19 protein-coding genes are annotated in these 26,606 nt (G+C 69.3%); 9 read left to right on the forward strand and 10 right to left on the reverse strand.

Features of this window, described 5'->3' with window-relative positions; all coding sequences use genetic code 11:
- Positions 1-3 precede the first annotated feature (3 nt).
- The 8 genes from NR810_RS33950 to NR810_RS33985 all read left to right on the forward strand — a co-directional run bounded on the left by NR810_RS33950 (position 4) and on the right by NR810_RS33985 (position 12,493).
- Positions 4-1,380 (forward strand): class II 3-deoxy-7-phosphoheptulonate synthase, encoded by a 1,377-nt coding sequence (locus NR810_RS33950; RefSeq protein WP_257458613.1) that lies wholly within the window; start codon positions 4-6, stop codon positions 1,378-1,380.
- 60 nt (positions 1,381-1,440) lie between these two features.
- Positions 1,441-4,026 (forward strand): TonB-dependent siderophore myxochelin receptor MxcH, encoded by a 2,586-nt coding sequence (mxcH, locus tag NR810_RS33955; RefSeq protein ID WP_257458614.1) that lies wholly within the window; start codon positions 1,441-1,443, stop codon positions 4,024-4,026.
- A 55-nt stretch (positions 4,027-4,081) separates the two neighbouring features.
- On the forward strand, positions 4,082-5,308 hold the full coding sequence (locus NR810_RS33960) for a hypothetical protein (protein WP_257458615.1): 1,227 nt from the start codon (positions 4,082-4,084) through the stop codon (positions 5,306-5,308).
- A 154-nt stretch (positions 5,309-5,462) separates the two neighbouring features.
- Entirely contained in the window at positions 5,463-6,140 is a 678-nt protein-coding gene (locus NR810_RS33965; RefSeq protein ID WP_257458616.1) for a MotA/TolQ/ExbB proton channel family protein, read from the forward strand.
- Between the two features lie 2 nt (positions 6,141-6,142).
- Entirely contained in the window at positions 6,143-6,574 is a 432-nt protein-coding gene (locus NR810_RS33970) for an ExbD/TolR family protein (protein WP_257458617.1), read from the forward strand.
- Entirely contained in the window at positions 6,555-7,412 is an 858-nt protein-coding gene (locus tag NR810_RS33975; protein ID WP_306818752.1) for a TonB family protein, read from the forward strand. The genes NR810_RS33970 and NR810_RS33975 overlap by 20 nt, the downstream gene beginning before the upstream one ends.
- Before the next feature lie 62 nt (positions 7,413-7,474).
- A complete protein-coding gene (locus NR810_RS33980; RefSeq protein ID WP_257458619.1) occupies positions 7,475-8,485 on the forward strand; it encodes a stage II sporulation protein M in 1,011 nt (336 codons plus the stop codon).
- 12 nt (positions 8,486-8,497) lie between these two features.
- Entirely contained in the window at positions 8,498-12,493 is a 3,996-nt protein-coding gene (locus NR810_RS33985) for a serine/threonine-protein kinase (protein ID WP_257458620.1), read from the forward strand.
- Positions 12,494-12,496: 3 nt separating this feature from the next.
- On the opposite strand, the gene NR810_RS33990 is transcribed toward NR810_RS33985, so the two are convergent.
- The 10 genes from NR810_RS33990 to NR810_RS34035 all read right to left on the reverse strand — a co-directional run bounded on the left by NR810_RS33990 (position 12,497) and on the right by NR810_RS34035 (position 25,880).
- A complete protein-coding gene (locus NR810_RS33990) occupies positions 12,497-13,804 on the reverse strand; it encodes a DUF58 domain-containing protein (RefSeq protein WP_257458621.1) in 1,308 nt (435 codons plus the stop codon).
- Positions 13,801-14,802 (reverse strand): AAA family ATPase, encoded by a 1,002-nt coding sequence (locus NR810_RS33995; RefSeq protein WP_257458622.1) that lies wholly within the window; start codon positions 14,800-14,802, stop codon positions 13,801-13,803. The genes NR810_RS33990 and NR810_RS33995 overlap by 4 nt, the downstream gene beginning before the upstream one ends.
- The gene (locus tag NR810_RS34000; RefSeq protein ID WP_257458623.1) at positions 14,799-16,100 is read right to left on the reverse strand and encodes a DUF4350 domain-containing protein; all 1,302 of its coding nucleotides are present in this window, start codon (positions 16,098-16,100) and stop codon (positions 14,799-14,801) included. Before NR810_RS34000 ends, NR810_RS33995 begins: the two co-directional genes overlap by 4 nt.
- Positions 16,093-17,979 (reverse strand): DUF4129 domain-containing protein, encoded by a 1,887-nt coding sequence (locus NR810_RS34005; protein ID WP_257458624.1) that lies wholly within the window; start codon positions 17,977-17,979, stop codon positions 16,093-16,095. The genes NR810_RS34000 and NR810_RS34005 overlap by 8 nt, the downstream gene beginning before the upstream one ends.
- A gap of 1 nt (position 17,980) precedes the next feature.
- On the reverse strand, positions 17,981-18,253 hold the full coding sequence (locus NR810_RS34010) for a hypothetical protein (protein ID WP_257458625.1): 273 nt from the start codon (positions 18,251-18,253) through the stop codon (positions 17,981-17,983).
- Positions 18,254-18,301: 48 nt separating this feature from the next.
- A complete protein-coding gene (locus NR810_RS34015; RefSeq protein WP_257458626.1) occupies positions 18,302-19,189 on the reverse strand; it encodes a phosphate ABC transporter substrate-binding protein in 888 nt (295 codons plus the stop codon).
- A gap of 45 nt (positions 19,190-19,234) precedes the next feature.
- On the reverse strand, positions 19,235-21,466 hold the full coding sequence (locus NR810_RS34020; RefSeq protein WP_257458627.1) for a TonB-dependent receptor: 2,232 nt from the start codon (positions 21,464-21,466) through the stop codon (positions 19,235-19,237).
- A gap of 12 nt (positions 21,467-21,478) precedes the next feature.
- On the reverse strand, positions 21,479-23,422 hold the full coding sequence (locus NR810_RS34025; protein ID WP_257458628.1) for an ATP-binding protein: 1,944 nt from the start codon (positions 23,420-23,422) through the stop codon (positions 21,479-21,481).
- Positions 23,419-23,979: a YfiR family protein gene (locus tag NR810_RS34030; RefSeq protein WP_257458629.1), complete on the reverse strand. Its 561-nt coding sequence runs from the start codon at positions 23,977-23,979 to the stop codon at positions 23,419-23,421. The genes NR810_RS34025 and NR810_RS34030 overlap by 4 nt, the downstream gene beginning before the upstream one ends.
- A gap of 230 nt (positions 23,980-24,209) precedes the next feature.
- Positions 24,210-25,880 carry a PQQ-dependent sugar dehydrogenase gene (locus tag NR810_RS34035; RefSeq protein ID WP_257458630.1) on the reverse strand — a complete coding sequence of 557 codons (1,671 nt, stop codon included), beginning with the start codon at positions 25,878-25,880 and terminating at the stop codon, positions 24,210-24,212.
- A gap of 155 nt (positions 25,881-26,035) precedes the next feature.
- On the opposite strand from NR810_RS34035, the gene NR810_RS34040 reads away from it, so the two are divergent.
- Positions 26,036-26,593 (forward strand): DUF2780 domain-containing protein, encoded by a 558-nt coding sequence (locus NR810_RS34040; protein ID WP_257458631.1) that lies wholly within the window; start codon positions 26,036-26,038, stop codon positions 26,591-26,593.
- The last annotated feature ends 13 nt before the right edge of the window (positions 26,594-26,606 follow it).

A 26,606-nucleotide genomic window follows, 5' to 3' on the forward strand; every position in this document is an offset into this window, starting at 1 on the left:
TCTGTGACGACCCGAAACTGGACCCCCCACTCCTGGCGGGAGAAGCCCGCCAACCACATCCCGGACGACTATCCGGATCCTCTCGCGCTCGCTCGCACCGAGGCCGAGCTGTCGCGCCTGCCTCCCCTGGTCTTCGCGGCCGAGTCACGCCGCCTGACGGCCTCGCTCGCCCAGGTCGCCGAGGGCAAGGCGTTCCTGCTGCAGGGTGGTGACTGCGCAGAGAGCTTCAAGGAGTTCACGGCCGACAACATCCGCGACACCTTCCGGCTCATCCTCCAGATGGCGGTGGTGCTCACCTTCGCGGGGGGCCGTCCGGTGGTGAAGGTGGGCCGGATCGCCGGGCAGTTCGCCAAGCCCCGCTCCAGCTCCGTCGAGACCGTCAATGGCGTCACCCTGCCGGCCTATCGCGGCGACATCATCAACGGCATGGACTTCGATCCCGCCGAGCGCACGCCGGATCCGAAGCGGCTGCTCAAGGCCTATCACCAGTCCTCGGCCACGCTGAACCTGCTGCGCTCCTTCTCGCAGGGCGGCTACGCGGACCTCTGCGAGCTGCACCGGTGGACGCTCGACTTCATCGCGGGCAGCTCGCAGGGCGACCGCTACCGCGGGCTGGCGGACAAGATCTTCGAGTCCCTGTGCTTCATGCGCACCCTCTGCGTGACCCCCGAGCACCAGCCCTCCCTGGGCCCGGTCGACGTCTTCACCAGCCATGAGGCCCTGCTCCTGAACGTCGAGCAGGCCATGACCCGCGTCGATTCCGCGTCGGGGGATTGGTACGACACCTCCGCGCACATGCTGTGGATCGGCGAGCGGACGCGCCAGCTCGACGGGGCCCACGTGGAGTTCATGCGGGGCATCAAGAATCCCATCGGCCTCAAGTGCGGTCCGACGATGGAGCCGGACGACTTGCTGCGGCTGATCGACGTCCTCAACCCCAAGGCCATCCCCGGGCGGCTGACGCTCATCGGCCGCTTCGGCGCGGACAAGGCCGCGGAGTGTCTGCCCAGGCTGATGGCCGCCACCCGGCGCGATGGCCGCCCCGTGGTCTGGTCGATCGACCCGATGCACGGCAACACGCTCAAGGCGAGCAACGGGTACAAGACGCGGCCCTTCGACCGCATCCTGTCGGAGGTGAAGACCTTCCTTCAGGTCGCCTCCGCCGAGGGCGTCCACCCGGGCGGTCTCCACCTGGAGATGACCGGACAGAACGTCACCGAGTGCCTGGGCGGCGCCCGGGCGGTGACCGAGGACGAGCTGTCCAGCCGGTACCACACCCACTGCGACCCGCGACTCAACGCGGACCAGGCGCTGCAACTCGCCTTCCTCGTGGCGGAGACGCTCCAGTCGCTGCGAGACCCCCAGGTCCGGGCGGCCTGAGCCGGAGATCCTCCTTGACAGGACAGGCCCCGCGGGACTAGCTCTGCCCCGAAAATGAGAATGAGAACCATTTTCATAATCCCCGGCGCGTCTGGGGATCATGCCAGGAGCGGAGTTCGCGGCCTGTTCGTCCCGGCGGTGCTGGCGGGGCTTCTCGTGTCCGGCCTGGCCCAGGCGGGACAGGTTCCACCAGGAGGAGCGGGGGAGGCGGCGAAGGACGCCTCGGAGCAGGTGTCCGCTCCACAGGCTCCGGCGCTCGAGCCACCGAAGCTGTTGGAGTTCGTCGAGGCGCGGTACCCGGCCCTGGCGGAGCGCGAGCGGCTCGAGGCCCGGGTTCCCCTCCGGCTCACGCTCGACGCGAGCGGCACCGTCACGGAGGCGGAGGTGCTCGAGCCCGCCGGACATGGCTTCGACGAGGCGGCCCGCGAGGCGGCACTCCGCTTCCGTTTCGAGCCGGCGAAGCGCAACGGCACGGCGATGCCCTCGCGCATCCTCTATACCTACGAGTTCCGTCTGCCCCCGCAGGAGCCTCCTCCTCCTCCGGCCGAAGCCGCCGAGCCCGTGCCTCCGTCCTCCGTTGCGCCCGGCCCGGATGCCGCCAACGAGGAGCCCATCGAGGTCACCGTCGAGGGTGAGTCCGAAGCGGAGCGCCGGCGCCAGTCCGCCGAAGCGGTCCAGGTGATCGAGACCGAGACCATGCAGCGCGAGGCCGCCGACATGGGAACGGCCCTGGCCCGTACGGAGAACGTGGGGGTGCGCCGCGCGGGAGGACTTGGCAGCCGCACGCGCTTCTCCCTCGCCGGGCTCACGGATGAGCAGATCCGCTTCTTCGTCGACGGCATCCCGCTCGAGCTGGCGGGCTTCGGGCCCAACATCTCCAACGTCCCCGTCAACCTGGTCCAGCGTATCGATATCTACCAGGGCGTCGTGCCGATCCGCTTCGGCGCCGATGCCCTGGGGGGCGCGGTCCAGCTCGTCACCGACCAGGAGATCCGCGGGACGAGCGCCGACGCGTCCTACGAGCTCGGGTCCTTCGACACGCATCGCCTCACGGCGGGTGGACGGCACTTCCAGGAGTCCACCGGGTTGTTCGTCCGGGCCAATGGCTTCTTCGATTACGCCAGGAATGACTATCCCATGAACGTCCTGGCCGAAGACGATCTGGGGAGGCTCAAACCCGCGCGCGTCTATCGCTTTCATGATGGCTACCGGGCCGCGGGTGGCGGTGTCGAAGCGGGCTTCGTGGATCGGCCCTGGGCCAGGCGTCTGCTCCTGCGCGCGTTCCTGGGGACGTACGACAAGGAGATCCAGCACAACCCCGCCATGACGGTGCCGTATGGCGGAGTGGACTCCGGCGAGCTCTCGGGTGGAGCCACCCTCCGCTTCGAGCAGCTCTTCTCCCAGGTGTTCTCGGTCGACGCGGTCGCTGGCTACACCTTGCGCCAGACGAGCTTCATGGACCTCGACCAGTGTGCCTACAACTGGTTCGGCCGCTGCATCCGGGAGCTTCCGCAGCAGGGTGAAATCGAGTCGCGTGCCGTCGAGCGGTACGTGGATCAGCACACCGGTTTCGCACGGCTCAACCTGGGGTGGAATGTCTCCGAGTCCCAGACGCTTCGCTTCTCGCTCGCGCCGACGTTCGTGACCCGCAGTGGCGAGGACAAGCGTCTGCGCGCCCGGCAGCAGGTCGACCCGCTCGACAGCGAGCGCGACCTGTTCTCGCTGGTCAGCGGTCTCGAATACGAGCTCGATGCCCTCGACGAGCGCCTCGAGAACATCGCCTTCGTCAAGGATTACCTCCAGCTGGCGCGTGCGGAGAAGCTCCTGCCCAGTGGTGTCTTCCAACCTCTCGAGCAGAATACCCACGAAGTGGGCGTGGGCGACAGCGTCCGGTTCCGGCTCTCCCAGCGGCTCTACGCGAAGGCTTCCTATGAATGGGCCACGCGCCTGCTGCGTCCGGACGAGCTCTTCGGCGATGGGATGCTCATCAACGAGAACCTCGACCTGGAGCCCGAGACCAGTCACAACGTCAACCTCGGACTCACTTTCGATACCGAGCAGCTGCCGGCGGGCGCGTTTCGCGCCAGCGTGAATGGGTTCGGACGCCTCGCGGACCATCTCATCATCCTCACGGGCAAGGAGAGCTTCTTCACCTACCAGAACGTCTACGCGGCCCGCGCCTTGGGGGCCGCCGGCGCGGTGGGGTGGACCTCTCCGGGGCAATACCTGTCACTCGACGGCAACGTCACCTGGCAGGACTTCCGCAACATCTCCAGCGAAGGCGACTTCGGTTCCTTCGAGGGCAAGCGCATTCCGAACCGCCCCTACCTGCTGGCCAATGGCAGTGCCCGCTTCCAGCTCGCGAGTCTGTTGAGCCCTCAGGACGAGCTCTCGCTGACGTGGCACTCCCGCTACACCCACCAGTTCTTTCGTTCGTGGGAAGGCGCGGGCACCCGGGACAGCAAGATGGTGATTCCATCGCAGCTGCTGCACTCGCTCGTCTTCACCTATGTCACCCGCGCCGCGTCCACCACGCTGAGCTGGACGATCGACGTGCAGAACCTGACCGACGCGCCCTCTTTCGACTTCTACGGAATACAGCGCCCCGGGCGGAGCATCTTCGCCAAGCTCACGGTGGCGCTCTGACTCGCAGGACCCCCACACAAGCAGTACGACTCCAGACAGTAGAAAGGCATCTCACGTGAAGCTCGCGACTCCTCTTCGCTCCCTCCGCTTCGTCACGGCGCTCGCCCTCCCGCTCCTCGCCGGTTGCGACCCCGATGACACGACCGACCCGGGCGGTCCTTCCACCGGTCCGCTGTATGCCATCACGACGCAGATCCTCACGGCCGATGAGCCCGTGAGCTACATCCTGCTGACGGACAAGGTGGACCACACCGAGCCGCTGGCCCTGGATGAGAAGGCCATCGAGGTTCCCGGGCGCGCGCTCGGCGTTGGCATTCCGAAGTCGGGCCACCTCTACGTGGCTGGAGACGAGGGCGCCACGGTCACCCGCTATACCCTGTCGAGCGACGGGCGCCTGGTGCCGTCGGGCGTCGTGAGCTTCGCGGGCAAGGGCGTGTCGTCGATTGGCGAGTACCAGAGCCAGTTCCAATTCGTCTCGCCGACCAAGGCGTACTACTTCGATGGGCGCACCTCGCAGGCCATCGTCTGGAACCCCTCCGACATGACGGTCACGGGGAGCATCAACCTCACTGGCATCTCCGTCGAGGGCGCGATCCTGACCTTCTCCGCGGTGCCGATCCGCCGCGAGAACCAGGTGATCATGCCCCTGGGCTGGCGCCCGGCCACGGGGATTGGCATCGTCAAGCAGGCCGGCGTGGTCGTCATCGACACGAGGACCGACACGGCGACGATCGTGAAGGACGATCGCTGCGGCTATGTACGCGAGGGCGTCGTTGGCCCCGACGGCATGGTCTACATCGCGACGGAGGTGTACGGCTCGGCGGTGCGCCGGATGGCGGGCGAGAACACGCCGGTGCCTTGCGTGCTCAAGTTCGATCCCCAGACGCTCAAGTTCGATCCTTCCTTCTTCGTGGAGCTCAGCACGCTCGCCAAGGGGAGCACCGCCGGCACGCTGTTCCCTGGCTCCAATGGGAACGTCTACCTGCGTGTCCTCGATGAGAGCATCTACACGGTGAAGGACGGAACGCACCCCCGGCTCGTGGCGAGCGCCCCGGCGTGGAAGTGGTGGAAGGTCGAGTTCAACCCCCTGTCCGCCACGCCCGTCGCGTCGCTCCCGGCGAGCACCGGCAGCTCCTTCCTGTACCAGGCCGATGACCGGCTCCTCTTCTCCGAGTTCGCCAGCGGGTCGACGGCGACGAGCCTCCGTGAGCTGACGGACCAGAGCGGCAAGGTGACGACGACCTTCCAGGGCGTCGCCTTCTCCTTCCTCCAGGTTCGCTGAGCCACAGCAGGGAGGCGGCCCCCTTCGCGGGGGCCGCCGTGCCCCGTGGTGGCAGATGAAGCCCTCGCGAGTGATTGGCGTCGCCGCCATCAGCCTTGCACTCGGCCTGGGCATGGTCTTCATTGCGGACCCTCATCGCGCAGGGAGTACGACGATGCCCATCGTTGAAATGATCAAGAATGTCTTCGTCCAGTGGGGCGCCAACTGGGTCCTCTGGCTCCTGTTCGCGCTCTCGCTGGGGAGCGTTGGCATCATCGTGGAGCGCTGGTTCGTCTTCCGCGGCAAGCAGGATGTCCTTCGCGAGCTCTCCGACACCCTCGAGGAGACGCTCTCGAGCGGGGACTTCCCCGGGGCGCTGGCGAAGCTCGAGAAGCGGACGTCCGTCGGAGCGGTGGTGGCCCGGGCAGGGCTCCGTCTCGCGCCGAGAGGACTGACCGCCGCCGACAAGGGCATGCAGAGCGCACTGGCCATCGAGCGCTCCACGCTGGAGAACCGCCTGGCCTATCTGGGCACCCTGGGAAACAACGCGCCCTTCATCGGGCTCTTCGGGACCGTCATCGGCGTCCTCCTCGCCTTCGAGGCGCTCGGCCAGACGACGGGTGGGCGCGGCGGGGGGATCGCCTCCAACGTCGTGATGGGCGCCATCGCCGAGGCCCTGGTGGCCACCGCCGTGGGTATTGGCGTCGCCCTGCCCGCGGTCGCGGCGTATAACTACTTCCAGCGGCGGATTACCCGCATGCTCTCGGACGCCGAAGCGCTCACCAACCTCGTGCTGGCCTATGTGTCCGCCCGGGATCGCAACGCGGGCGTGAGTGGCAAGGGAGTGGACTAGTCATGGCGGGTGGAACGCAACCCCGAGGCGGGCTGATCGAGGGAATCAACGTCACGCCCCTCGTCGACATCACGCTGGTGCTCCTCATCATCTTCATCGTCACCGCGAAGATGATCGACACCCCGGCCCTGCCGCTCGACCTGCCCCAGGCTTCCCAGAGCGAGGAGCTCCAGACGGTTCTCGCCATCTCCATCACCGCGGACGGCCAGATCCTGGTGGATGGCGCGGACACGGATGGAGCGGCCTTGAGGGACAGGGTGCGTCAGGCGCTCGCGAAGGATCCGGAGCTTCGTGCCGTCATCCAGGCGGACGGCGCGGTTCCCCACCGGCAGGTGATCTCGGTGCTCGACCAGTTGAAGGAGGTGGGGCTCACCCGCGTGGCCTTCGGCACGGTCCGTCCGGAGCCAACGGAGGATGGGCGTGCGAACCCCTGAGCCATCCCCGGAGCGCGAGCCCGGCACCGAGAGCATCGCGGACATCGTCCTCGGACCCGAGAAGCCGAGGAGGCCGGGGATCCTCGTGTGGGCCGTGGTGGCGACGGTGGCCCTGCACGGGGCGGCGGGCTTTCTCGCATGGAGGGTATGGCAGAAGGCTGCCTCGCGTGTTCCTCCGGCGGCGGCGCCGAAGCCCCCGATCCGGGTCGAGCACCTGGTGGACCTACGGCCCCAGGCTATTCCCGAACCTCCCGCTCCCGTGGCTCCGCCACCTCCACCGCCGCGGCAACAACGGCAGCGAGCGGCTCGGGCCGAGACGCCGCCGAGCCGCGCCAAGCCCACCAACGCTCCACCTTCTTCCGCGCCCGCCCAGGCCGGTGAGGTGGTCGCCGTGAAGGAGGCGGAAGCTCCCCTCGACTTCACCGGCTTCGACATCGTGAGCGGTCAGGCCCAGAGCTATGCCGGAGGCGTGACGGCTTCCAACGGAAGCTCCACGCGGGCCGTCGAGGCCGTTGCTGGCTCTGAAGACGGTGATGCCAACGGGACTGGAGTGAGCAGGGCCCGCCCCATCCGGCTCCCCGCGCGCAACTGGGACTGCCCCTGGCCCCGGGAGGCGGACACGCTGCGCATCAACGAGCAGACGGTCGTGCTCCGTGTCGTCGTCACTCCCGAGGGCCAGGTGACCTCGGCCCAGCTGGTGTCCGATCCGGGCCACGGTTTCGGTCAGGCGGCGCTGGCCTGTGCACGGAGCGCGCGCTTCGACGCCGCCCTCGACCGGGATGGCCGTCCGTACGCGGCCACTTCTCCGCCGATCCGGGTCCGGTTCAAGCGTCGGTGAGCCGGAGGATGGGCCGCCGCCCCCCTGGCTGATTCGCCGGGAGGCTCCTAGAGTCGCCTCGTATGGACATGCCCGAGTTCATCGAGGTGCGGCGGCCGCGCTGGGAGAAGCTGGAGTCCCTGCTCGACAAGGCGGAGGGGAAGGGACTGCGCGGCCTCGAATTGGAGGAGGCCCGCTCGTTGGGCAAGCTTTACCGCGCCGTCTCCAGCGATCTGCTCTGGGTGCGCGCGCGCAGCGGCTCGGCCGACGTGAGCGAGTACCTCAATGACCTGGTGGGCCGGGCCTACGCCATCACCTACCCGGGCCAGCGGCCGCGCTTCGCGGACGTGTGGGGCTTCGTCGCCCGGGGGTTTCCCGCGCTGATGCGCCAGGAGTGGCGTATGTACGCGGCGTCGGTGCTCCTGTTCATGGCGGGCGTGGGCTTCGGGTACCTGGGCATGCTGGTGGACCCCGACGCGGCGCCCTACCTCGTCCCCGACCAGCACCTGGGCATGGACCCCCTCGAGCGCGCCGCCGAGGAGGCCGCGGGCGAGGGGATGTCGGTGGGGCAGCAGGCCCAGTTCACCACCTTCCTCTTCACGCACAACATCCAGGTGGCCTTCTTCGCCTTCGCGCTGGGCATCACCGTGGGCGTGGGCACGGCGCTGATGCTCTTCACCAACGGGCTGCTGCTGGGCGCGCTCGCGCAGGTGTACACGGCCAAGGGCATGGCCGGCTGGTTCTGGGCGTGGATCCTCCCCCACGGCATTCCGGAGATCACGGCCATCTGCATCGCGGGTGCGGCGGGCTTCGTCATCGCCCGGGGTCAGATCGCCCCGCGCGGACTGCCTCGGGGCCTGGCGCTGCGCCAGGAGGCGATACGCGCGGTGAAGCTCCTCTTCGGCACGCTCGCGCTCTTCGTGCTCGCGGGCTTCATCGAGGGCACCATCTCGCAGATCCACCCGCCGAAGCTCTCGGTGGCCTTCAAGATCTCCTTCGCCCTGACGGTGGGCCTGGGCGTCTACGCGTACCTGTGCTCGGACTGGATGCGAGGGGCGCGCGGGGCCGCCGCGGATGGAAGCGGCGCGTCGTAGAAAAGCTGCTTCATGAACGTGGTAGTTTGTCTGTTGGAGGGGACACCCCACGGCATGGACAATGACACCACGGATCCGTCTGCGTCAGGCAGTCCAGGAGTTCCTCTCTCGCGGGGAAAGAGCGTCGCCGGGCGGTTCACCATCGAGGACCTGGCGGGCCGTGGCGGCATGGGCTTCGTCTACCGTGCCAGGGATTCCCTCTCCGGACGGCCCGTCGCCCTCAAGTTCCTGCATGTCATCGACTCTCCGGAGGTGGCCTACCGCTTCAACCGGGAGGCCATGCTGCTCTCCAGTCTGTGCCACCCCGGCATCGTCTCCTATGTCGCTCATGGCACCACCGAGGCAGGCCAGCCCTTCCTGGCCATGGAGTGGCTCGAAGGCGAGGACCTGGCTCAGCGCCTGAGCCGCCAGTGCCTTGGCCTCTCCGAGGCCCTGGCCTTGCTGCGCCGCGCCGCCGAGGCGCTCGTCACCGCGCACGAGCAGGGCATCGTCCACCGTGACCTCAAGCCCTCCAACCTCTTCCTGCGCGAAGGCCGTCCCGAGGACGTGGTGCTGTTGGACTTCGGCATTGCCCGCACGCACTCGCTGATGGCGGTGACACGCCCCGGCATCGTGGTGGGCACTCCGGGCTACATGTCGCCCGAGCAGGCCTCCAGCCAGTCCGAGATTTCCCCCAGCGCGGACATCTTCTCCCTGGGCTGCGTGCTCTACGAGTGCCTCACGGGTCAGCCGCCCTTCGCCGCTCCCCACTTCGCCGCCGCGCTGGCCAAGATTCTCTTCACCGAACCCGCCCCCCTGCACACGCTGCGCACCGGGCTGCCCCCGGGCGTGCAGGTGCTGGTGGACCGCATGCTGGCCAAGGATCCGCGGCGGCGGCTGCTGGACGCCTCCACCCTGCTGGAGGCGCTCTCCGCGCTGGAGTCCGTGCCCGAGTTGTTGTTGCCCCGCGCCATGGAGGACTCGCGCCCTCCCAGCCTGGCCGGGGCCGAGCAGCAACTCGTCAGTGTCTTGCTGGTGTCCCTGTTGGGGGTGCGGCCCGGTGAGCAGGGGCCGATGGAGCGGGCCTGGGCCTCCTCGCTGGACGCGCTGCGCGTGGCGCTCGCTCCCCATGGCGCCCGGGTGGAGCTGCTGGCGGACGGCTCGCTGGTGGCCACGCTGGTGCCGGAGCGCGGCAGTGCCACGGATCAGGCCGCCCTGGCGGCCCGGTGCGCGCTCACCTTCAAGGAGCGCTGGCCCGAGGCCGCCGTCGTGCTGGTGACGGGCCTGGGCGTCATCAATGAGCACCTGCCGGTGGGTGATGCCATGGACAGGGGGGGGCGGCTGTTGCGCCAGCTCGAGTGGATGCCCGCCTCCTCCTGTGTGGTGTTGGATGAGGTGACGGCCGGCTTGCTGGGGCCCGGCTTCCAGCTCTCGCGCTCCTCGGCGGGCACCTTCCTGCTGCAAGGCGAGCAGCTCAGCGCCGATGCGTCCCGTCCGCTGCTGGGCAAGCCCACCCCCTGCGTGGGGCGCGAGCAGGAGCTGGCCCGGCTCGACATCACCCTCGACTCCTGTATCGAGGCGCCAGCCGCCCGGGCCCTTCTGGTGACTGCCCCCGCGGGCGTGGGCAAGTCCCGGCTGCGCCACGAGTTCCTCCGCCGCATCGAGCGCCAGGAGCAGCGGGTGATGGTGCTGCTGGGGAGAGGAGACCCGATGAGCGCGGGAGCCTCGTACAGCCTGCTGGGACAGGCGTTGCGACGGCTGTGCGGCATCGTGGAAGGGGAGAACCTGGAGGCACGTCGGACCCGGCTGTACCAGCGCGTGGCCCGGCACCTGCCCGAGCAGGAGGCCCAGGATGTCGTCGAGTCCCTGGGGGAGCTGTGCGCCATTCCCTTCCCCGGGGAGGCGAGTCCACGTCTGCGTGCCGCGCGCGGCGATCCGCGGCTGATGAGCGCTCAGGTGAGCCGGGCGTTGGTGTCCTTCCTGGGCGCGGAGTGTGCCCATCAGCCGGTGCTGCTGGTGTTGGAGGATCTGCACTGGAGCGATGCGCTCACCATCAAGCTGGTGGACGAGGTGCTGCGGGAGCTGGCCAGGCGGCCATTGATGGTGCTGGCGCTGGCGCGGCCGGAGGTGAAGGAGCTCTTTCCCGGGTTGTGGTCGCCCTCCCTTCAGGAGTTGCCGCTACAGGGTTTGAGCCGCAAGGCCAGCGCCCGGCTGGCGCGCGAGGTGCTCGGGTCGCGGGTCTCCGACACCGTCGTGCAGAGGGTCGTGGAGCAGTCCGACGGCAACGCGCTCTTCCTGGAGGAGCTCATCCGCGTGGCGGCCGAGGGGCGCGGGGAGGCCGCGCCGGAGACGGTGCTGGCGGTGCTCCAGTCGCGTCTGACACGGATGGAGGCCGGGGCCCGCCAGGTGTTGCTGGCCGCCAGCTTCTTCGGCCGCACCTTCTGGGCCCAGGGGGTAGGGGAGTTGCTGGGCTGGCAGGACGCGACGGACATGCTGGCGCAGCACCTCCGGCAGCTCGTGGCGCAGGAGGTCATCGAGCCGCAGCCCGACAGCCGCTTCCCCGGCACGGTCGAGTACCGCTTCCGGCACGCGCTCGTGCGGGACGCGGCCTATGGCCTGGTGCCCGACAACTATCGGCCCAAGGGCCACGGATTGGCCGGCGCCTGGCTGGAGCGGATGGGGGAGACCGACCTGGTGGTGCTCGCCACGCATTACCAGCTCGGGCTGCAGTTGGCGCTCGCGGCCCATTTCCATACCCGGGCCGCCGAGCAGCTCTTCGAACGCAATGCCTTGCAGGGGTGCCTCCAATGTGTGGAGTCGGCCCTGGCCTGTGGCGTGGGCGGCGAGGCCCTGTCCCGGTTGCGCGCGCTCCAGGCCGTGGTGGCCATCTGGCTGGAGCAGAACCAGAGGGCGCTGGAGCTCGGGATGCCGGTGGTGTCCGAGTTGAAGGCGGGCAGCCGATTGTGGTGCAGGTTGATGGGAGGCCTGATTCTCGGGACCGCGCAGGACGGTCAACAGGAGCGGGCGGTCAGGCTGAGTGAGCTCCTGCTGCGCACCTCTCCGGAGCCCGAGGCGCTCGCCGCCTATATCGAATCCGTTGCCCTGCTGGGTCTCACCGTGGCCTGGTCCGGTTCGCGCCAGGGAATGGAACAACTGCTCGGGCGCATCATCGAGGTGGGCGCCGACATCGTGAACGATGATCCGGTGGCGCGTGGCTGGATGAGATTCATGCAGGGCTATTTCCTTCACCTCATCGAGGCCAGGCCCTGGCAGGCCTTCCTGGTGGCCGAGCTGGGCACGCGGGACTTCCAGGAGATCGGCTCCGAGCGCAACGCGAGCGCGCTGGAGACCCTGTCGGGGATGGCCCTGGACGCCCTGGGGGTATTGCCCGGTGCCCTGGAGCGGCTGCGGGATTCGGTCGCCACCTCTCAGCGGACGGATCATCGTCTCGTGGGAGCCCATGCCCGGCATCATCTGATCCAGGCGTTGGCGGGCAGCGCCGATCCGGAGCATCAGCGCGAGGCGCGGGCGCTGGTTCGCGAGTGGATGGGAAATGGAGACTTCCTGTCCTTCAAACAGGGCACGGCGCACGCGATGCTGGCGAAGGTGGTGGCGGCCAGCGGCGAGCTCCATGAAGCCGAGGTGTATGCCCGCAGGGCCTGTGAGCTTCTGACGCCCTTCCTGTCCTACCTGGTCTATGCGCGCACGGTGCTCAGCAACGTGTTGCTCGCCCAGGGACGAGCCACGGAGGCCCGGCAGGTGGCGGACCTGGGTGTGCAGGATGTGGCGCGCATGGGCAGCTGGGGTGTGTACGCGGTCGCCATGCACCTGGCGCTGGCGGAGGCCTGCTTCGCGGAAGGGGATGACTGCACGGGGGAGATGGCCCTTCGGGAGGCCTATGAGTGTGTGCGAGCACGCGCCGACGACATTCCAGACCCCGCGGCCCGCGAGCGCTTCCTGCGCCAGGTGCCCGAGAATGCTCGCACCCTCGAGCTGGTCCGCCAGCGCTGGGGCGAGGCCGCGGCGTAGGACCTACAGAACGCCGCGCGCCTTGATGTCCAGGTAACGGTTCACCGCGGCGAGGCTCAGCTCATCCGGCTGCACATCCAGCATCTGCACGCCCCCGGAGCTCACCTTCGCCTTGAGGGACTCGCGGTCCGTGAGCAGCTCGCTGGCCACGGCCTGCTGGAAGGCCTGTTCGGCGCCCGCGGGTGGCGTGCGCAGCAGGTTCGCCAGCGCCGTGTCCCGCACGGACAGACACAGGGGCACGTGTCTCCGCGCCAGCCGGTGCAACGGTGCCACCATCGTGGAGGCCTGCTCCTCGTCGAGGAAGTCCGTGAACACGCACAGCAGGCTGCGCCGCGTGAGGCGCACGTTCAGCTCCTTGAAGAGCGCCAGGTAGTCCACGTACGTGAGGCTCGGCGTGGTGGAGTAGAGCGTGTCCAATATCTTCCGGTACTGCATGCGGCCCGCCGCCGGAGGGAGGTACGCCTTCACCCCGTCCGCGAACACGGCCAGCCCCACCCGGTCCCCGTTTCGCACCGCCACGAAGGCCAGGAAGAGCGCCGCGTTGACGGCATGGTCCAGCTTGGTCAGTCCGTCCACCTGCGCCGCCATCGAGCGGCCCGCGTCCACGCAGATGAGGATGGACTGTGAGCGCTCGGACTCCATCACCCGCGTCACCGGCCTCGTGCGCCGTGCCGTGGCCTTCCAGTCCACCTCGCGCACCGAGTCTCCCTGCGCGTAGTCCCTCAGGCGCGCGAACTCGCTGCCCCGGCCATCCCGCCGCAACTGCCGCAGGCCCAGGTTCACCAGATCCAACGCCGCGCCGGACAGCAGCAGGCGGCTCGCGCCTCGCAGATCCGGGAACACCGACACCTTCTGCTCCGCGCGCACGTGCCGCTCGTGGAAGACGAGCCCCAGCGGCCCGCGCACCCGCACGTGCACGTCCCCGAAACCGAACTTGCCGCGCTTCACCGGCGTCACCCGGTACACCCAGCGCGTCTGGCTGTTCGCGGGCAGGTGCAGCGGAGCCTCCTCGGGCTCGGCGGTGAAGGACTCGGGCACGTCGTCACGCACCCGCACGTCCACCGCCTGGCCGCCCCGGTGCACCAGCAGCAGCTCTACCTTGTTGGGTACCCCCACCGACAGACGGGCCGGCAGCTTCCGGCTCACCTCCAGACGCACCCGGCGGGCCAGCAGGAAGTCCACCCCCGCCAGCGCCAGCCCGAGCGCGTCCAGCACCAGCACCACGCCGCCGAGGCCCGGGAAGAATCCCGCCGCCATCATCGGCACGGCCAGCAAGCACAGCAGCACCCAGAGGCGCCCGGTGGGAATCACCGGGGAACCTCGACGGACTGCACCACCTCGCGCAGCACGTCCGAGGGCGTGGCTCCGTCCAGCTCCGCGTCCGGCGACAACAGCAGGCGGTGCTTCAATACCGGCGCGGCCAGGAAGCGCACGTCATCCGGTGTGACGAAGCCCCGGCCTCGCAGCGCCGCCAGCGCCTTCGAGGCCAGCAGCAGGTGCACGCCCGCGCGAGGCCCCGCGCCCAGCCGGATGCGGCTGGAGGTGCGCGTGGCCGCCACCAGCTTGCGCACATAGGAGAGCACCGGCGGCTCCACCGTCACCTCGTTGAGCGCCGCCCGCGCCGCCAGCAGCCCCTCCTTCGTCACCGCCGCTCCCACGCCCGCGCGCGTCAGATCGCCCGCGTCGAAGCCCCGGTGCACCGAGGCGAGGATGGCGTCCTCCTCCTCGGGCGCCGGGTAGCCCACGTCGATCTTCAGGAGGAAGCGGTCGAGCTGCGCCTCGGGCAGCGGATAGGTGCCCTCGGACTCCACCGGGTTCTGCGTGGCGAACACCGTGAAGAGCGGCGAGAGCGGCAGGTTGCGGCCCTCCAGCGACACGGCGCGCTCCTGCATGGCCTCCAGCAGCGCGGACTGCGTCTTGGCGGGGGCGCGGTTGATCTCATCCGCCAGCAGCAGGTCCGTGAAGATGGGGCCGCGAACCAGCACGAAGGACTGGCTCTTCAGGTCGAAGATGCTGGTGCCCAGGATGTCGGCGGGCATCAGATCCGGGGTGAACTGGATGCGCTTGAAGTCCGAGCTGACGCTCCGCGCGAGCGCCTTGGCCATCAGCGTCTTGGCCACGCCGGGCACGCCCTCCAGCAGCACGTGGCCACCGGCGATGAGGCCGACGAGCATCAGCTCCAGCGGCTCGTCCTGGCCGACGACGGCCTTGCGCACCTCGGAGAGCACGCCCTCGCGGATGGCATGGGCGGCGGCCACGGCGTTGCTGGCGGTGGCGGGCGGTTGGGGGGCGATGGTGGGCAGGGTCATGACTCCTCGGCTCTCGACATGGCGGACTCGCCCGGCGGCGGCCCGGAAGGATGGATGCGCTGGCGCAGCGTCGCGGCGCGCGTGGCCAGCTGCTGCAAATCACTCTCGCTGGCGGTGGACTCGGTGTTGCGGGCGATGGCGCGCAGGCCGTTGGCCAGGTCCTCCCGCCCGCGCGCGGCCAGTCCCTCGGAGACGGCCTTCACGGGGGCGTGGGCGGGCAGGCCCGCGTGCAGGGCCAGCTCCTGGGTGAGGCCCCGGGTGATGAGGCCGGCGGCGAAGGCGTGGTGGCGGCCCTCGCGGTACAGGCGGCTCATCGCGAAGAGGGCGTCGGTGGCCCCCACGCGCACGGACTCGGGCGGCGGACGCGGCCGGCCGAAGCGTTTGAGCGCCACCGCCCACAGGCTCAGCCCCAACAGCAACTGCGCCACCGCGAAGTGCAGGCCGTAGCGGCGGGCGAAGTCCACGAGGGAGCGCTCGTTGGTGAAGCCGTGGTGGTGCTCGTCGAATTCGTAGGGGCCCGGGCCCAGTGCCCTCAAGGCGCTCAGCCAGAACTGCGCGTTGTCCGCGCGCGCGAGCGCCTGGTTCATCGCCAGCTCCGGCGCGCCCACCACCAGCACCTTGCCCGCGCCGTACGGCACCACCGCCGCCACCGTCAGCCCCAGCGGCTCGTCCTCGAGCAGTGGCACGGCGCCCGTCTCGGGCAGCGTCAGGTAGGCCTGCACCTTCGCCTCCACGCGCTCCACGCCCAACGTGTACGGGCTGGACAGCGGCGGGACGAGCGTGCGCATGGGCAGCGAGGTGTCCGCCTTGCGGAGCTTCACCCCCACCGCGTCCAGCAGCCGGTTCTCCTTCGAGCCCCAGGGGACGTAGACGAGGTGGTGCCCCTCGCGCACGTGGTCGAGCAGCTTCTCCGTCTCGGCCTCGCTCAGCTCGGGCACGTGCAGCCGGTTGAGGCCGTGACGCGGCACCTCCTCGTCGTCCTCCTCCTCCTCATCATCCGAGCCGGAGGCGAGCGCCGTCTCGTCCGGGTCGTCCTCGCGGGCATCCTCCACCTCCACCGCGAGCAGCACTGGCGAGCCCATGCCCTGGACGATCTGCAGGTCCGCGGTGCGGCGGAGGACGGCCAGGCCGCTCTCCTCGGCGAGCAGGTAGAGGCCGCGTGCCCCATCTGGCTGGGCGCGCCAGGTGGAGAGCGTGTCGGCGAAGCCGCCCCGGGCCGCGCCGCGCACCAGCCACGAGCCCAGCAGGGCGGTGACGATCAGCCCTCCCACCACCACCAGCGGAAAACGGTCACGCACTGGCGGCCTCCGGGGTGGCGGGGGTGGACAGCAGCGGGGCGCACAGCGCGCGGAAGTCGCGGTAGCCGTCCGAGCCCACCGGCAGGTTGCCGTACCAGGCGAAGTCGAAGCGCAGCGTCAGCTCACGGAAGGGCGGCACCCACTCGCGGCGGCCCTTGAACTGGCGCAGGTAGTCCCAATTGCTCAGCGTGGTGTCGTAGTGGATGACGCCATCCCGATGCAGCCGGGAGAGCAGGGCGAGGTACAGGCTGCGCACCGCCTCGCGGTACTCGCCCCGGGCGGCCAGCTCGTCGGCGAGCTGGGCCCAGCCCTCGGGCGGGCGGGAGAGGGCATTCGTCGGATCCGCCGCCAGCGTCGTCGCGTCCTGGGTGCTCACCTCGAGCCGCTCCCCCTCGTCCTTCGCGTTCTTGCCGAGCGCGCGCAGCAGCAGCAACGCGAGCACCACCAGCACTCCGGCGACGAGGACCACCACCAGCACGTTGGCCACGTTCAGGCCGCTGAGGCCGGACCAGTTCGAGGGCTTCACCGGAGCGGGCTCATCCCGCTCGAAGAGCTTCTTCAGCCACTCGCCCAACCACTTGAGGAACTTCTGCCAGGGGCCTTCGGGCTCCGGCTCGGTGGGCGCCTTCTCCTTCTCCTTCTGCTCCTCGGGGTCGGGCACCTGGAACTCGGGCCGCGCGAGGATGTCCCGGGCGCGGGCCTGGGAGGCCCGTGCGTCCGCCTGCGCCTTCTCCAGCTCCGCCGTCTGTTGCGCCAGGGAGACGCCCAGATCGAGCCGCTCCATGGCCCCGCAGTCCTCGTTCTCGTACACGTCCGCTTCCACGCCGTGCACGAGCCGCTGGAACTTCCGGGCCTCGGCCGGGCTCAGCGAGGCGGCGGTCTGCTTCCACGAAGCCGCCGCCGATTCCTCCCACTCGCAGAACTCGGCCAGACTCTCCAGGCGCTGCCCCGTGTCCGCGAGGGACTCGGGTTCCTCCGACTGTTGCGCCCGGGCTGGCGTGGCCAGCAGGCAGGTGCCCACGAGCGCGAACAGGACGAGCGCCGCGCTCCGGACTCCCGCGCGCCCGGCCGGGAGCTTCGAGGGCAGCTGTTGCACCGCCGCCAGCAGATCCAACCCCTCCTGACGGACCCGCCCATCCACCAGCAGCAGCGTGGCCGTGGCGGCGCGCAGCGGCTCGAAGAGGGTGAAGGTGACGGCCACGAGGAAGACGAGCCAGGGCGTGTTGTCCAGCGAGGCGAAGCGCTCGGCGAAGGTGAGATCGATACCGAGCAGCTTGCGGCCGACGTAGAGCAGGGCGTTGACGCCGATGTGGAGGTTGAAGAAGACCAGGAACTGCACCAGCAGCAGGATGCGCACCCCGGTGGCGCCGGAGCGCGCCGGGCCGAGCATCTTCGAGCACAGCCCGTACAGGCCCAGGGGGCTGCCGCGGCCCTGCATCGTGGCGGCGTAGCCCACCAGGTGCGCGGACAGGAAGAGGAAGGCGGAGCCCAGCGAGAGGCTGAGCGACAGCAGGTTGAAGAGGAAGAGGTACGCCACGGCGCACAGGAGACTCGGCGCGCGGGCCAGCGCGGCGCGCAGCGAGCCCCACGCCGTGGGCTCTCCGGGGCCCTGGCCGAGCAGCAGCTCCTGCACGTGGTGGCAGGCGGCGCCCTGGAAGACGCCCCGGGCCAGCCAGGCCAGGGTGAACCAGAGCGCGGGCTGGGACAGGGAGCGGTTGTTCATGACCGCGTCCGTCAGGTGCATCAGCGCGGCGGTGACGAGCGCTCCGCCGGGCAGGGTGAGGGCCCACACGCCGGAGCCGCGCACGCACACGCGCAGGCCCGCGTCCAGGATCGCCACCGGCCCCCGGGGGCGCAGTTCGAGCGCGGAGACGGCCATGTCAGAGCTCCGCCGCCATGTGGGCGAGCAACAGGACACCCCCGTAGAGAACGGCGGCGCCGATGAGGGCCAGCAGCACGTTGCCCACCGTCCATTCCCGGCGCTCCTCCAGCCCCTGCAGCGACTTGAGCCGCTTCTCCAGGCAGCTGGCGCACCGATTGATGCCCTCGAACTGCGTGGTGCACTCGCGGCAGATGACGCGGCGGCACTCCACGCAGATGCCCAGCCCGGTGCGCTCCGGGTGATAGTGGCAGCGGCCCGAGCCCTGAATCATGGGTGCAGCCTACGCAATCCCGGGCCGCCCGTGCCAGCGGGTCGGAGACTACTTCTCGGGGAAGTAGCCCACCTCGAGGACGATCTGCTGTCCCTCGGGCGACAGGGTGTAGTCGATGAACTCCTTGTCGATGCCGGCCGCCTCGCGGGGCAGGTAGAAGAAGAGCCTGCGCGACAGGGGGTAGGCGCCGCTCTGGATGTTCTCCGAGGTGGGGGCGACGGCCTCGCCCTGGGCGTCCTTCTTCACCTTCAGCTCCTTGATGCCCCTGGCGTAGGCGGAACCCCCGTAGCCGATGCCGTTGCGCTCCAGGCCCACCGCATGCACCACCGCCGCGGTGCCGGGCATCGTCATGGCGCGCGGGGTGAAGTCCTCGCCGCCGAGCACCTCGTCCTTGACGAAGGTGTAGGTGCCCGAGGAGTTCTCCCGCGAGTAGAGGACGATGGGGGCGTCCTTGCCACCCACGTCCTTCCAGCGGGTGATGTCACCCAGGTAGATGCCCTTGAGTTGCGCGATGGTGAGGGCGTCCACCGGATTGGACTCGTGGACGTAGAAGGTGATGCCGTCCCGGGCGACGGGGACCTCCACCGGGCCGTGGGGGTAGCGCTGCCGCGCCAGCTGCCTCTCGGCCTCCTTGATGGGGCGGCTGGACATGGCGATGTCCGTGGTGCCGTTGATGAGCGCCGCGATGCCCGTCCCCGAGCCGCCACCCGTCACCTGGATCTTCGCGCCCGGGTGCGTCTTCATGAATCGCTCGGCCCAGCGTTGTCCCAGGAGGACCATCGTGTCCGAGCCCTTCACCGTCACGGTGCCCTGGGGCCCCTTCACGGCGGCGCCCGGGGTGCCCGCATCCACCTGCGAGGAGGAGTGCGGGCGTCGGCAGCCGGCGAGCAGGACGAGGAGCGAGACGGTGAGGAGCGGAGCCAGCGGCGTTCTCATGGGAGCGCCCATTCTACAACGTGGCCCCGTCCCTGGCGGGGACGATCAGAGGTCGATCTCCACGCTCGCGAAGACGCGGCGGCCCTCCATCTGGTAGTCGAAGGGGAAGTCGCCGGTCTTCACCAGGTAGCTCCGCGTGTTCAGCAGGTTGGTCACCTTGAGCTCGGCGGTGGCCCAGCCGGTGAGCTGGAAGCGGGCGTTGGCATCGAACCGGAACCAGGCGGGCACCACCGAGGGCCGCACGGCGGCGTACGAGGGGGTCAGCAGCTCCTCCTCGCGGCGGTGTACCTCGCTCTGGTAGCGCCCCTGGAGCGCGAGGCTGAAGCGCTCCCGCCGGTAGCTGGCCCCGGCCTTGGCCAGGTGGGCGGGGGCCCAGGTGAGGTGCCCAGCATTGGAGGGTGACACGCCATCCGGGTCGGAGCCACCGAGCAGCCGCACGTAGGTATAGCTGCCGAACGCCGACACCCGGCCCTGCCTTCCCAGGTCCACCTCCGCCATGAGCTCGGACTCCAGGCCCGCGTGGGTCTGGGTGAAGAGGTTGTTGAGTGCGTTCTCGTTGCTGTAGCCGATGAGGTTGTCGTAGCTCGAGTGGAAGAGGGTGTTCCGCCAGCTGAGATTCGGGCGGATGCTCCAGTCGGCGCCGAGGTCGAAGGTGGTGACCCGCTCGGGACGCAGCACCTCGACATTGGAGTCCAGCATCCAGGTGTCGGTGCCGAAGAGCTCGCCCGAGGAGGGTGCACGGAAGGCGCGGCCGGCCTGGAGCTTGAGGCTGAGCGCGGAGCTGGGGAGGAACACCAGCGACAGCCGCGGACTGAGCTGCTCATAGGACTTGTAGCGCCGGGGCGAGTCCGGCTGTCGCGGGTCACGGTAGTGGAAGAACTGGAAGTCGTAGCGCAGCCCCAGGGTCAGTGACAGGGGAAGCTCCAGCATCCGGCTCCAGGCGAGCTGGGCGTAGGCGCCTGCCTTGTTGAACGGCTCGTCGAGGATGGGTGCGTAGAGGGGGCGGAGCAGCACCCGGGTCTCCGAGGCGGGGTAGTCCCCCTCCTCGTCGGAGAGGTCGGCGTTGCTGTAGTGCTGCTCGTCGCCATGGTACAGGGTGGTGCCGTACTCCACGCCGCCGAGCAGGGAGAGGTGCCCGTCCAGCAGGCTGGCCGAGAGCTGGGCCCGTCCGAAGAGCTCGTTGACGGCGCTCTTGAACACCTCGGTCACCCCGGAGGGGTAGCGCCCATCGAGCGCGCCGTTCGGATAGAAGCGCACGTGGTTGTCGTACTCGTGCCGTTGGTACTTGAAGACATACTCCTGCTCCAGCGTGCCACCGGGCGCGGAGCGGTAGCGCAGCACCGCGATGTGCCGGCGGTCCCTCATGGGCTCTTCGATGTCCGGTACCCAGAAGTTCCAGCCGTGGCCGGTTCTGTAGCTCCAGTCCTGGAGATGGTACTGAAGGGACAATCCCTCCAGGGCCTCGAGCGCCTCCAGCTTCACGAAGAGGTAATCACTCTCATGGTTGTCGCGGATGGTGAAGCGCTGGAGCGCGCCCGTGGCATCGGTGCGCCCCGAGCCGTCATACGAGAGATAGGAAAAGCCATCCGTGCGGAGGTGCTGGAATCCGACCACCGCGGAGACGTGCCGGGAGCGGGTGACGGCGACCGCATCCACGGCGGCGGTGCCCTGGCTGCCGAAACGCAGCCGCGCCTCGCTGTTGATCTCCAGCCGCTCGCCCTCGCTCAGGGTGCGCGCCGAGGAGAGGGTATTGATGGCGATGACACCGTGGATGGCGCTGGAGCCGTAAAGGGAGGAGGCGGGGCCGCGGAGGATCTCCACGCTCTTCACCAGGAAGAGGGGGGTGATGTCCCAGGTGAACGCGGCGGCCGTGTCGTTGTCGTTCATGGGCACGCCGTCCACCAGCAGCAGCAGGTGGTTGTTGTTCCACCCCTCCCAAAGGCCGCGGGCTCCCACCGTATTGCGCTCGTAGTCGTGCGAGGCGAAGAAGCCGGGCTGGCTGATGAGGATGTCCTCGAGCGTCGTCCAGCCGAAGCGCTGCAACTGCTCCCGTGTCACCACCGAGGCCACGCCGGGTGCCTCCCGGGCCTTCTGGAGGCGCTTGGAGGGCGCGGAGAGCTCCACCTGGAGCAACTCCTCCAATGAGAGGGATTGCGTCCACTCGGGCTCGGAGTGCTCTTCCGGAGCCGGGTCGTCATGCGCGTGGGCGGGAAGGGCCGACAGCGCCGTGGCCAGGAGCAGCATGCGGCGCCAGGGAATCAGGGGAGAGGGCGGCATGTGGGAATGGGCTCAACTCATGACGGGGTGGGAGGAGGGGGGCTCGTGGCCTTCGAGCAGGACGCGGAGCCGCTCGCGCAGGGTGTCCATGTCGATGGGCTTGCCCATCGCCCGCTCCTGGTGCAGCTCGAGGAAGGCGCGGGTCGTCTCGGTGAAGGCACCGCCGGAGAGGAAGAGCACCCTCCTGGCCTGCTCGGGGTTCGTCCGCTGGAGCTCGGTGTAGAGCTCCATGCCGGTCATCTCCGGCATCATCAGGTCGCACAGGATGACGTCGAAGGGGGGCCCCTGCCGCATCCGGGTCAGGGCCTCGCGTGCGCCCGTCGTCACGAATACCTCGTGCTCGCGGCCCAGGGCCCTGCGGAGCGCGGCTCCCACCAGGGGCTCGTCATCCACCACCAGGATGCGTGACCGCTTCGCCCGGGGGAGCGGTGCGGCTGGCTCGTCCGCGCCGTCGTGCGCCGCGGTGGTGCAGGGCGGGAGCACCACCGTGAAGGTGCTCCCTTCTCCCGGCTCGCTCTGGACCTCGATGGTGCCTCCCAGACTGGTGACGATTCCCTCGCAGACGGACAGTCCGAGCCCGGTGCCCACGCCCACCGGCTTGGTGGTGAAGAAGGGAGTGAAGAGACGGCCGCGGACCTCGGGGGTCATCCCGCTGCCGGTGTCGGTGATGGCCACCCGCACCCGTCCGTCCTCTCCCAGATGGGTGGAGATGCGGATCTCATTCTGGTCCGCGGCCCCCGGCTCGATGGCGTGCGCGGCGTTGATGAGCAGGTTGAGGAAGACCTGGGCCAGCCGGACCTCGTTGGCCTCGACGGGCGGGACGTGCTGGTAGTCGCGCACCAGGCGGGCGCGGTGGCGGATCTCATTGCCCGCCATGTTGATGGCGGTCTCCAGGGTGTGTCCCAGGTCCGTGGGCTCGCGCTTGTCCTCGTCCCCGCGCGAGAAGGACTTGAGGCTCTGGACGATGTGCTGCACGCGCGCGCAACCCTCGCGGGCCTCGGAGAGGGCGTTGAGCACCTCCTCCCAGTCCTCCTCTTCCTGCGTGGACGGGGTGTCCGGGGTCCCCTCGCGGGCGAGGCGCTTCAATTGTGGCAGCTCGCGCAGGGCGAACTGGAGATTGGCGGTGACGTAGGCGAGGGGGTTGTTGATCTCATGCGCCACGCCGGCCGCGAGCGTGCCCACGGAGGTGCGCCGGTCCGCGACGATGAGCTGCTCCTGGGTGCTGCGCAGCTCGCGCACCTGGGACTCGATGAGGGCGCGCTGTTCGTACAGCCGGTCCAGCATGCGCGAGAGCGCGGCGGCCAGGGTGCCCGTCTCGTCGCGCCGGCTGAGGTCGAGCTCTCCCCGGGCGCCGAGGTCTCCCTCGGAGATGCGCAGCGCCACGCGGGTGACGCGCTTGAGGGGCTGGACCAGCAGGGTCCCCAGCGCGGAGGCGGCCAGCATCCCGATGCCGATGATGAGCGCGGAGATGAGCGCGGCGAGCTGCTGGTTGCGCCGGCTCTCCCGCTGCATCTCGGCGAGGCTGAAGCCCAGGAGCAGCGTGCCCTGCTGGCCTCCCCGGGTATGGATGTCGACCCGGGAGATCACCTCCTGCCCGTGGATGAACGCCCCCTGTCTGGCCTCGAGAGGCTCCTTCGGGGCGCGCTCCGGGTGCCAGGTGGACAGGGGGGTTCCATCCTCGCGCAGCAGCAGGGCGAAGACGGCCTCCGGGATGGAGTCGAGCGTCTCGAGGTGCCGCTTGCCGTAGGCGGGGTCTCCGAAGTCGAGCGCCGGCTCGGTGGCGCTGGCCAGCAGCCGGGTGAGTCCCATGGCGCGGCCGAGCATCAAGTGCCGCGCCTGGTCATCCATGCGCGCGGGGAAGAAGAGGAGGAAGAAGAGGGCGAAGGCGGTGATGAGGAGCACCACCAGGGAGATCAGCCGGGCCCGCAGGGAGAGATGACGGGGGATGAGGTTCATGGCTCACGCCCCTCCGGGTTGACGAGCTGGGAGAGGCTGAGCAGGCCGGCATCGAGGTCCGCGCCCTCCTCCCGGGCCGCCGAGAGATGGACGAGGATGATGGGCGAGTCCCCCTGGCGGCTGAGGCCGATGGCCAGGCCCTCGTCGACTTGTGCGCGGCTCCCGGTGAAGGAGAGGACGGACAGGTGCCTCGTCACCCGGGCGATGCGGTCCGTGTAGGCCTCCAGTCCCTCGCAGGCATAGAGCGCCGCCGCACGGGCCTCGGTGAGCTCCGCCTGGAGCTGGGATGGATTACGGAAGCCGATGCGGAGGATGCGCACGGGCCGGCCCAGGATGGACCTCCCTCGCGAGGCCGTCTCCAGCGCGCGGGTGAACTCCCGGGCCGTCCGCTCCGAGCCCTCGTTGCCCGCGAGATGAAGGACGACCACGGTCAGGGGCGGAGGGAGGGTCCCCATCCTCCGGTCGTAGGCGAGGATGCGCACCATGAGAGAGGCGCGCAGCGTGGAGGGAAGTCCCTCGGCCCGTGCCGTCTGGCTGGTGAGCAGGGCCAGCAGCACACCGAAGGTCCAGAGTCTGCGTTCGAGACATCCCCACCTGCTGCTGTTCCATGAAGCGATGCCACTGAGACCTGGCTCTTGCCTCATCTCGCACCCCCCAATGCCAAGCCTGACAATGGAAGTATTCCACTGGTGGAGAGGGGCGCGCAGCCTCGCGAGTCACGAGACCCGTAGTGCTGTCGTATTCTGGAAGCCCTGACGAGTCGGGAAAAGTGTGTGAGGGGTGCGACTCAGGGCGTGCTGTCGGTGGCCATCGCCTTGTTCGTGCCAGCCTTCTGGGCGCTGGGAACGGGAGCTCCCTCCTTTATCCAACTCTCCACCACCTCGAGCTGTTCGGGATTCAAACCTCCGGCGGGCATGGGAGGGAGACCGGGTGTGGTGCCCTGGAGGCGCAGGTAGAGCTCGCTCTCGAGGTCGCGGGGAATGACGAAGGGTGAGTGCCCGGGGCGGGGCGCGAGCAACCGCTGCGCGTTGCCGATGTCATCGCAGCGCGCGAGGCGGAGGTTGCCGGCGTTGCCACCGGCGGCGCCGTGGCAGCTCGTGCAGAGCGGATCGATGATGTCGCGCTGGATTCGTGAGAACGAGTCGTCGCGCGTGGCGAGCTCGCGGCAGCGCGCATCCTGTTCGGCGTCCTTGCCAGGATTGACGGACAGCCCGGGCGAGGGGATGCCATCACCCTTCGAGGGATCGAAGAACAGACGCAGCACGGTGCCGTTCTTGTCCTCGACGACGAAGATGGAGCCATCCCGGGCCACGCTCACGCCGACGGGAGCACCCAGGGGCTGGGTGCCCTTCTTGTACCAGCCCTTGATGATCTCGAAGGGCTCGCCGGTGGGCTTGCCAGTGGCATCGGTGGGGATGGCGACGAGCTTCTGCCCGAAGTCCCGGTACCCGTGGTACGTGACGAGCAGCTTGCCCTTGTACCAGCCGGGGAACATGCCGCCGGAGTAGTACGCCATGCCAAGGGGTGCCACGTGGGCCGGCAGCTGGAGCGCGGGCTGGCGCATGCGCGAGCAGTCGAAGCCCTTGAACTCGGGACTGGCCTTGTTGCCGTCGTAGCAATAGGGCCAGCCATAGTCCTGCCACGGGACGATGATGTTGAGCTCCTCGCGAGGCTCGGTGCGATCATCGAGGGTGCTGTCGGCCCTGTGGATGGAGTCGCGGGAGTTCTCGCCCTGGACGAACAGCCCCGACTCGGGGTGGATGGCCATGGCCATGGAGTTGCGCAGCCCGACGGCGTAGTTCATCCACCGGGTGGCGGTGCGGTTGGGGCCGGTCAGGGCGTAGCGCCGGATGACGCCTCGCGCGGAAGGGCCTTGCGCCTCGGGACAGGTGCGGCGATCGGCATTGCGATAGCCTTTGGTGGGCTCGCAGTTGTCCGAGGCGGAGCCGAGATTGACATACAGGTAGCCTTGTTTGTCGAAGAGGATGGCCGTCAGGGGATGCCGCCCATCCGTGGGCAGATCGCCGACGACGGTCTCCCTCGTGGAGGCGGGATCGGCCGCATCGGGGTCGAGGCGGATCACACGGGAGATCTCCCCGATGTAGAGCAGCCCATCGGGGCCGATGGCCGAGCCATGGGGGCGGTCGAGGCCATCGAGCAGCTTGCGCTTCACATACGTATGGGAGGAGGCGTCCGGGGTGAGACGCCAGAGCGAGCCCTTCCTGGGGACCCAGCCGCCCATGTCGACCACGACGAGGCTGCCATCGGCGAGGGCCGTCACCGTGCGGGGGAAGCGGAAGCCGTCGGCGACCACACCGACGCAGACGCCGCGAGGCGTGGTCACGTCGATGCTGGGGAGTCCATCACAGCTCCCGGAGGGGGTGTATTTGCCTGTCTGGGCCAGGGCCCCCAGGGGAAGGGTTGCGAGCAGCAGTCCGAGGTGAAGCGACGTCTTCATGAGGTGGGCTCCCAGGGAGGGATACTATCCCGGAGGCACCCTCGATTTCCGTCCTGCAACGGACGTCCACCCCAGCCCGTACGTAGTTTTTCCGGTGGGAGGAGGGGCGAGGTCCGTTAGAACCGCCGCTCTCTGACGACACGGAGGAGGACGGAATGGACCTCATCGGGCAGCTCTCGCAGCAACTGGGAGTGGACTCCAACCAGGCGCAGGGCCTCGCGGGCTCGTTGCTGAAGCTGGTGCAGGGCACCGTGAAGGAGAAGCTGGGCGCGCAGGCGGCGGATCAAATGGGGCAGGCCATTCCCGAGATGCAGGGGTGGGAACAGCAGGCGGCGCGGCAGGCCCCACAGGGTGGGTCCGGTGGCGGCGGGTTGCTGGGTGGGCTGGGCGGTCTCCTGGGTGGACAGGGGCAGTCGGGTGGGGGCGGCGGTGGACTGATGGGCGCGCTGGGCGGGCTCGGAGGTCAGGCGGGCGAGGTGGCGGGCATCGTGGCGCTGTTGCAGCGCTTCAACATCGACGCCGGCAAGGCCTCGCTGGTGGCGCCGCTGCTGCTCAACTTCCTCAAGTCGCGGCTGGATCCGAAGCTGGTGAGCGGCATCCTCACGGTGATGCCGATGCTCGCCAACCTGGGCGGCGGTGGAAACACGCCGGAGGGGGGCGGCTCCCAGGGCGGCGGAGGTCTGGGTGGACTCCTGGGCGGCCTCATCCGCTGAGGCCTTGCCTGAA

It is taken from the genome of Archangium lipolyticum, from assembly GCF_024623785.1.
Taxonomy (GTDB): domain Bacteria; phylum Myxococcota; class Myxococcia; order Myxococcales; family Myxococcaceae; genus Archangium; species Archangium lipolyticum.

Bases quoted from the DNA above. Each gene is read 5' to 3' on its own strand.
- mxcH (WP_257458614.1), top strand. From the start codon at position 1,441: ATGAGAACCATTTTCATAATCCCCGGCGCGTCTGGGGATCATGCCAGG.
- NR810_RS33965 (WP_257458616.1), top strand. From the start codon at position 5,463: ATGCCCATCGTTGAAATGATCAAGAATGTCTTCGTCCAGTGGGGCGCC.
- NR810_RS33970 (WP_257458617.1), top strand. From the start codon at position 6,143: ATGGCGGGTGGAACGCAACCCCGAGGCGGGCTGATCGAGGGAATCAAC.
- NR810_RS33975 (WP_306818752.1), top strand. From the start codon at position 6,555: ATGGGCGTGCGAACCCCTGAGCCATCCCCGGAGCGCGAGCCCGGCACC.
- NR810_RS33980 (WP_257458619.1), top strand. From the start codon at position 7,475: ATGGACATGCCCGAGTTCATCGAGGTGCGGCGGCCGCGCTGGGAGAAG.
- NR810_RS33985 (WP_257458620.1), top strand. From the start codon at position 8,498: ATGAACGTGGTAGTTTGTCTGTTGGAGGGGACACCCCACGGCATGGAC.
- NR810_RS33995 (WP_257458622.1), bottom strand. From the start codon at position 14,802: ATGACCCTGCCCACCATCGCCCCCCAACCGCCCGCCACCGCCAGCAAC.
- NR810_RS34005 (WP_257458624.1), bottom strand. From the start codon at position 17,979: ATGGCCGTCTCCGCGCTCGAACTGCGCCCCCGGGGGCCGGTGGCGATC.
- NR810_RS34010 (WP_257458625.1), bottom strand. From the start codon at position 18,253: ATGATTCAGGGCTCGGGCCGCTGCCACTATCACCCGGAGCGCACCGGG.
- NR810_RS34015 (WP_257458626.1), bottom strand. From the start codon at position 19,189: ATGAGAACGCCGCTGGCTCCGCTCCTCACCGTCTCGCTCCTCGTCCTG.
- NR810_RS34020 (WP_257458627.1), bottom strand. From the start codon at position 21,466: ATGCCGCCCTCTCCCCTGATTCCCTGGCGCCGCATGCTGCTCCTGGCC.
- NR810_RS34025 (WP_257458628.1), bottom strand. From the start codon at position 23,422: ATGAACCTCATCCCCCGTCATCTCTCCCTGCGGGCCCGGCTGATCTCC.
- NR810_RS34035 (WP_257458630.1), bottom strand. From the start codon at position 25,880: ATGAAGACGTCGCTTCACCTCGGACTGCTGCTCGCAACCCTTCCCCTG.
- NR810_RS34040 (WP_257458631.1), top strand. From the start codon at position 26,036: ATGGACCTCATCGGGCAGCTCTCGCAGCAACTGGGAGTGGACTCCAAC.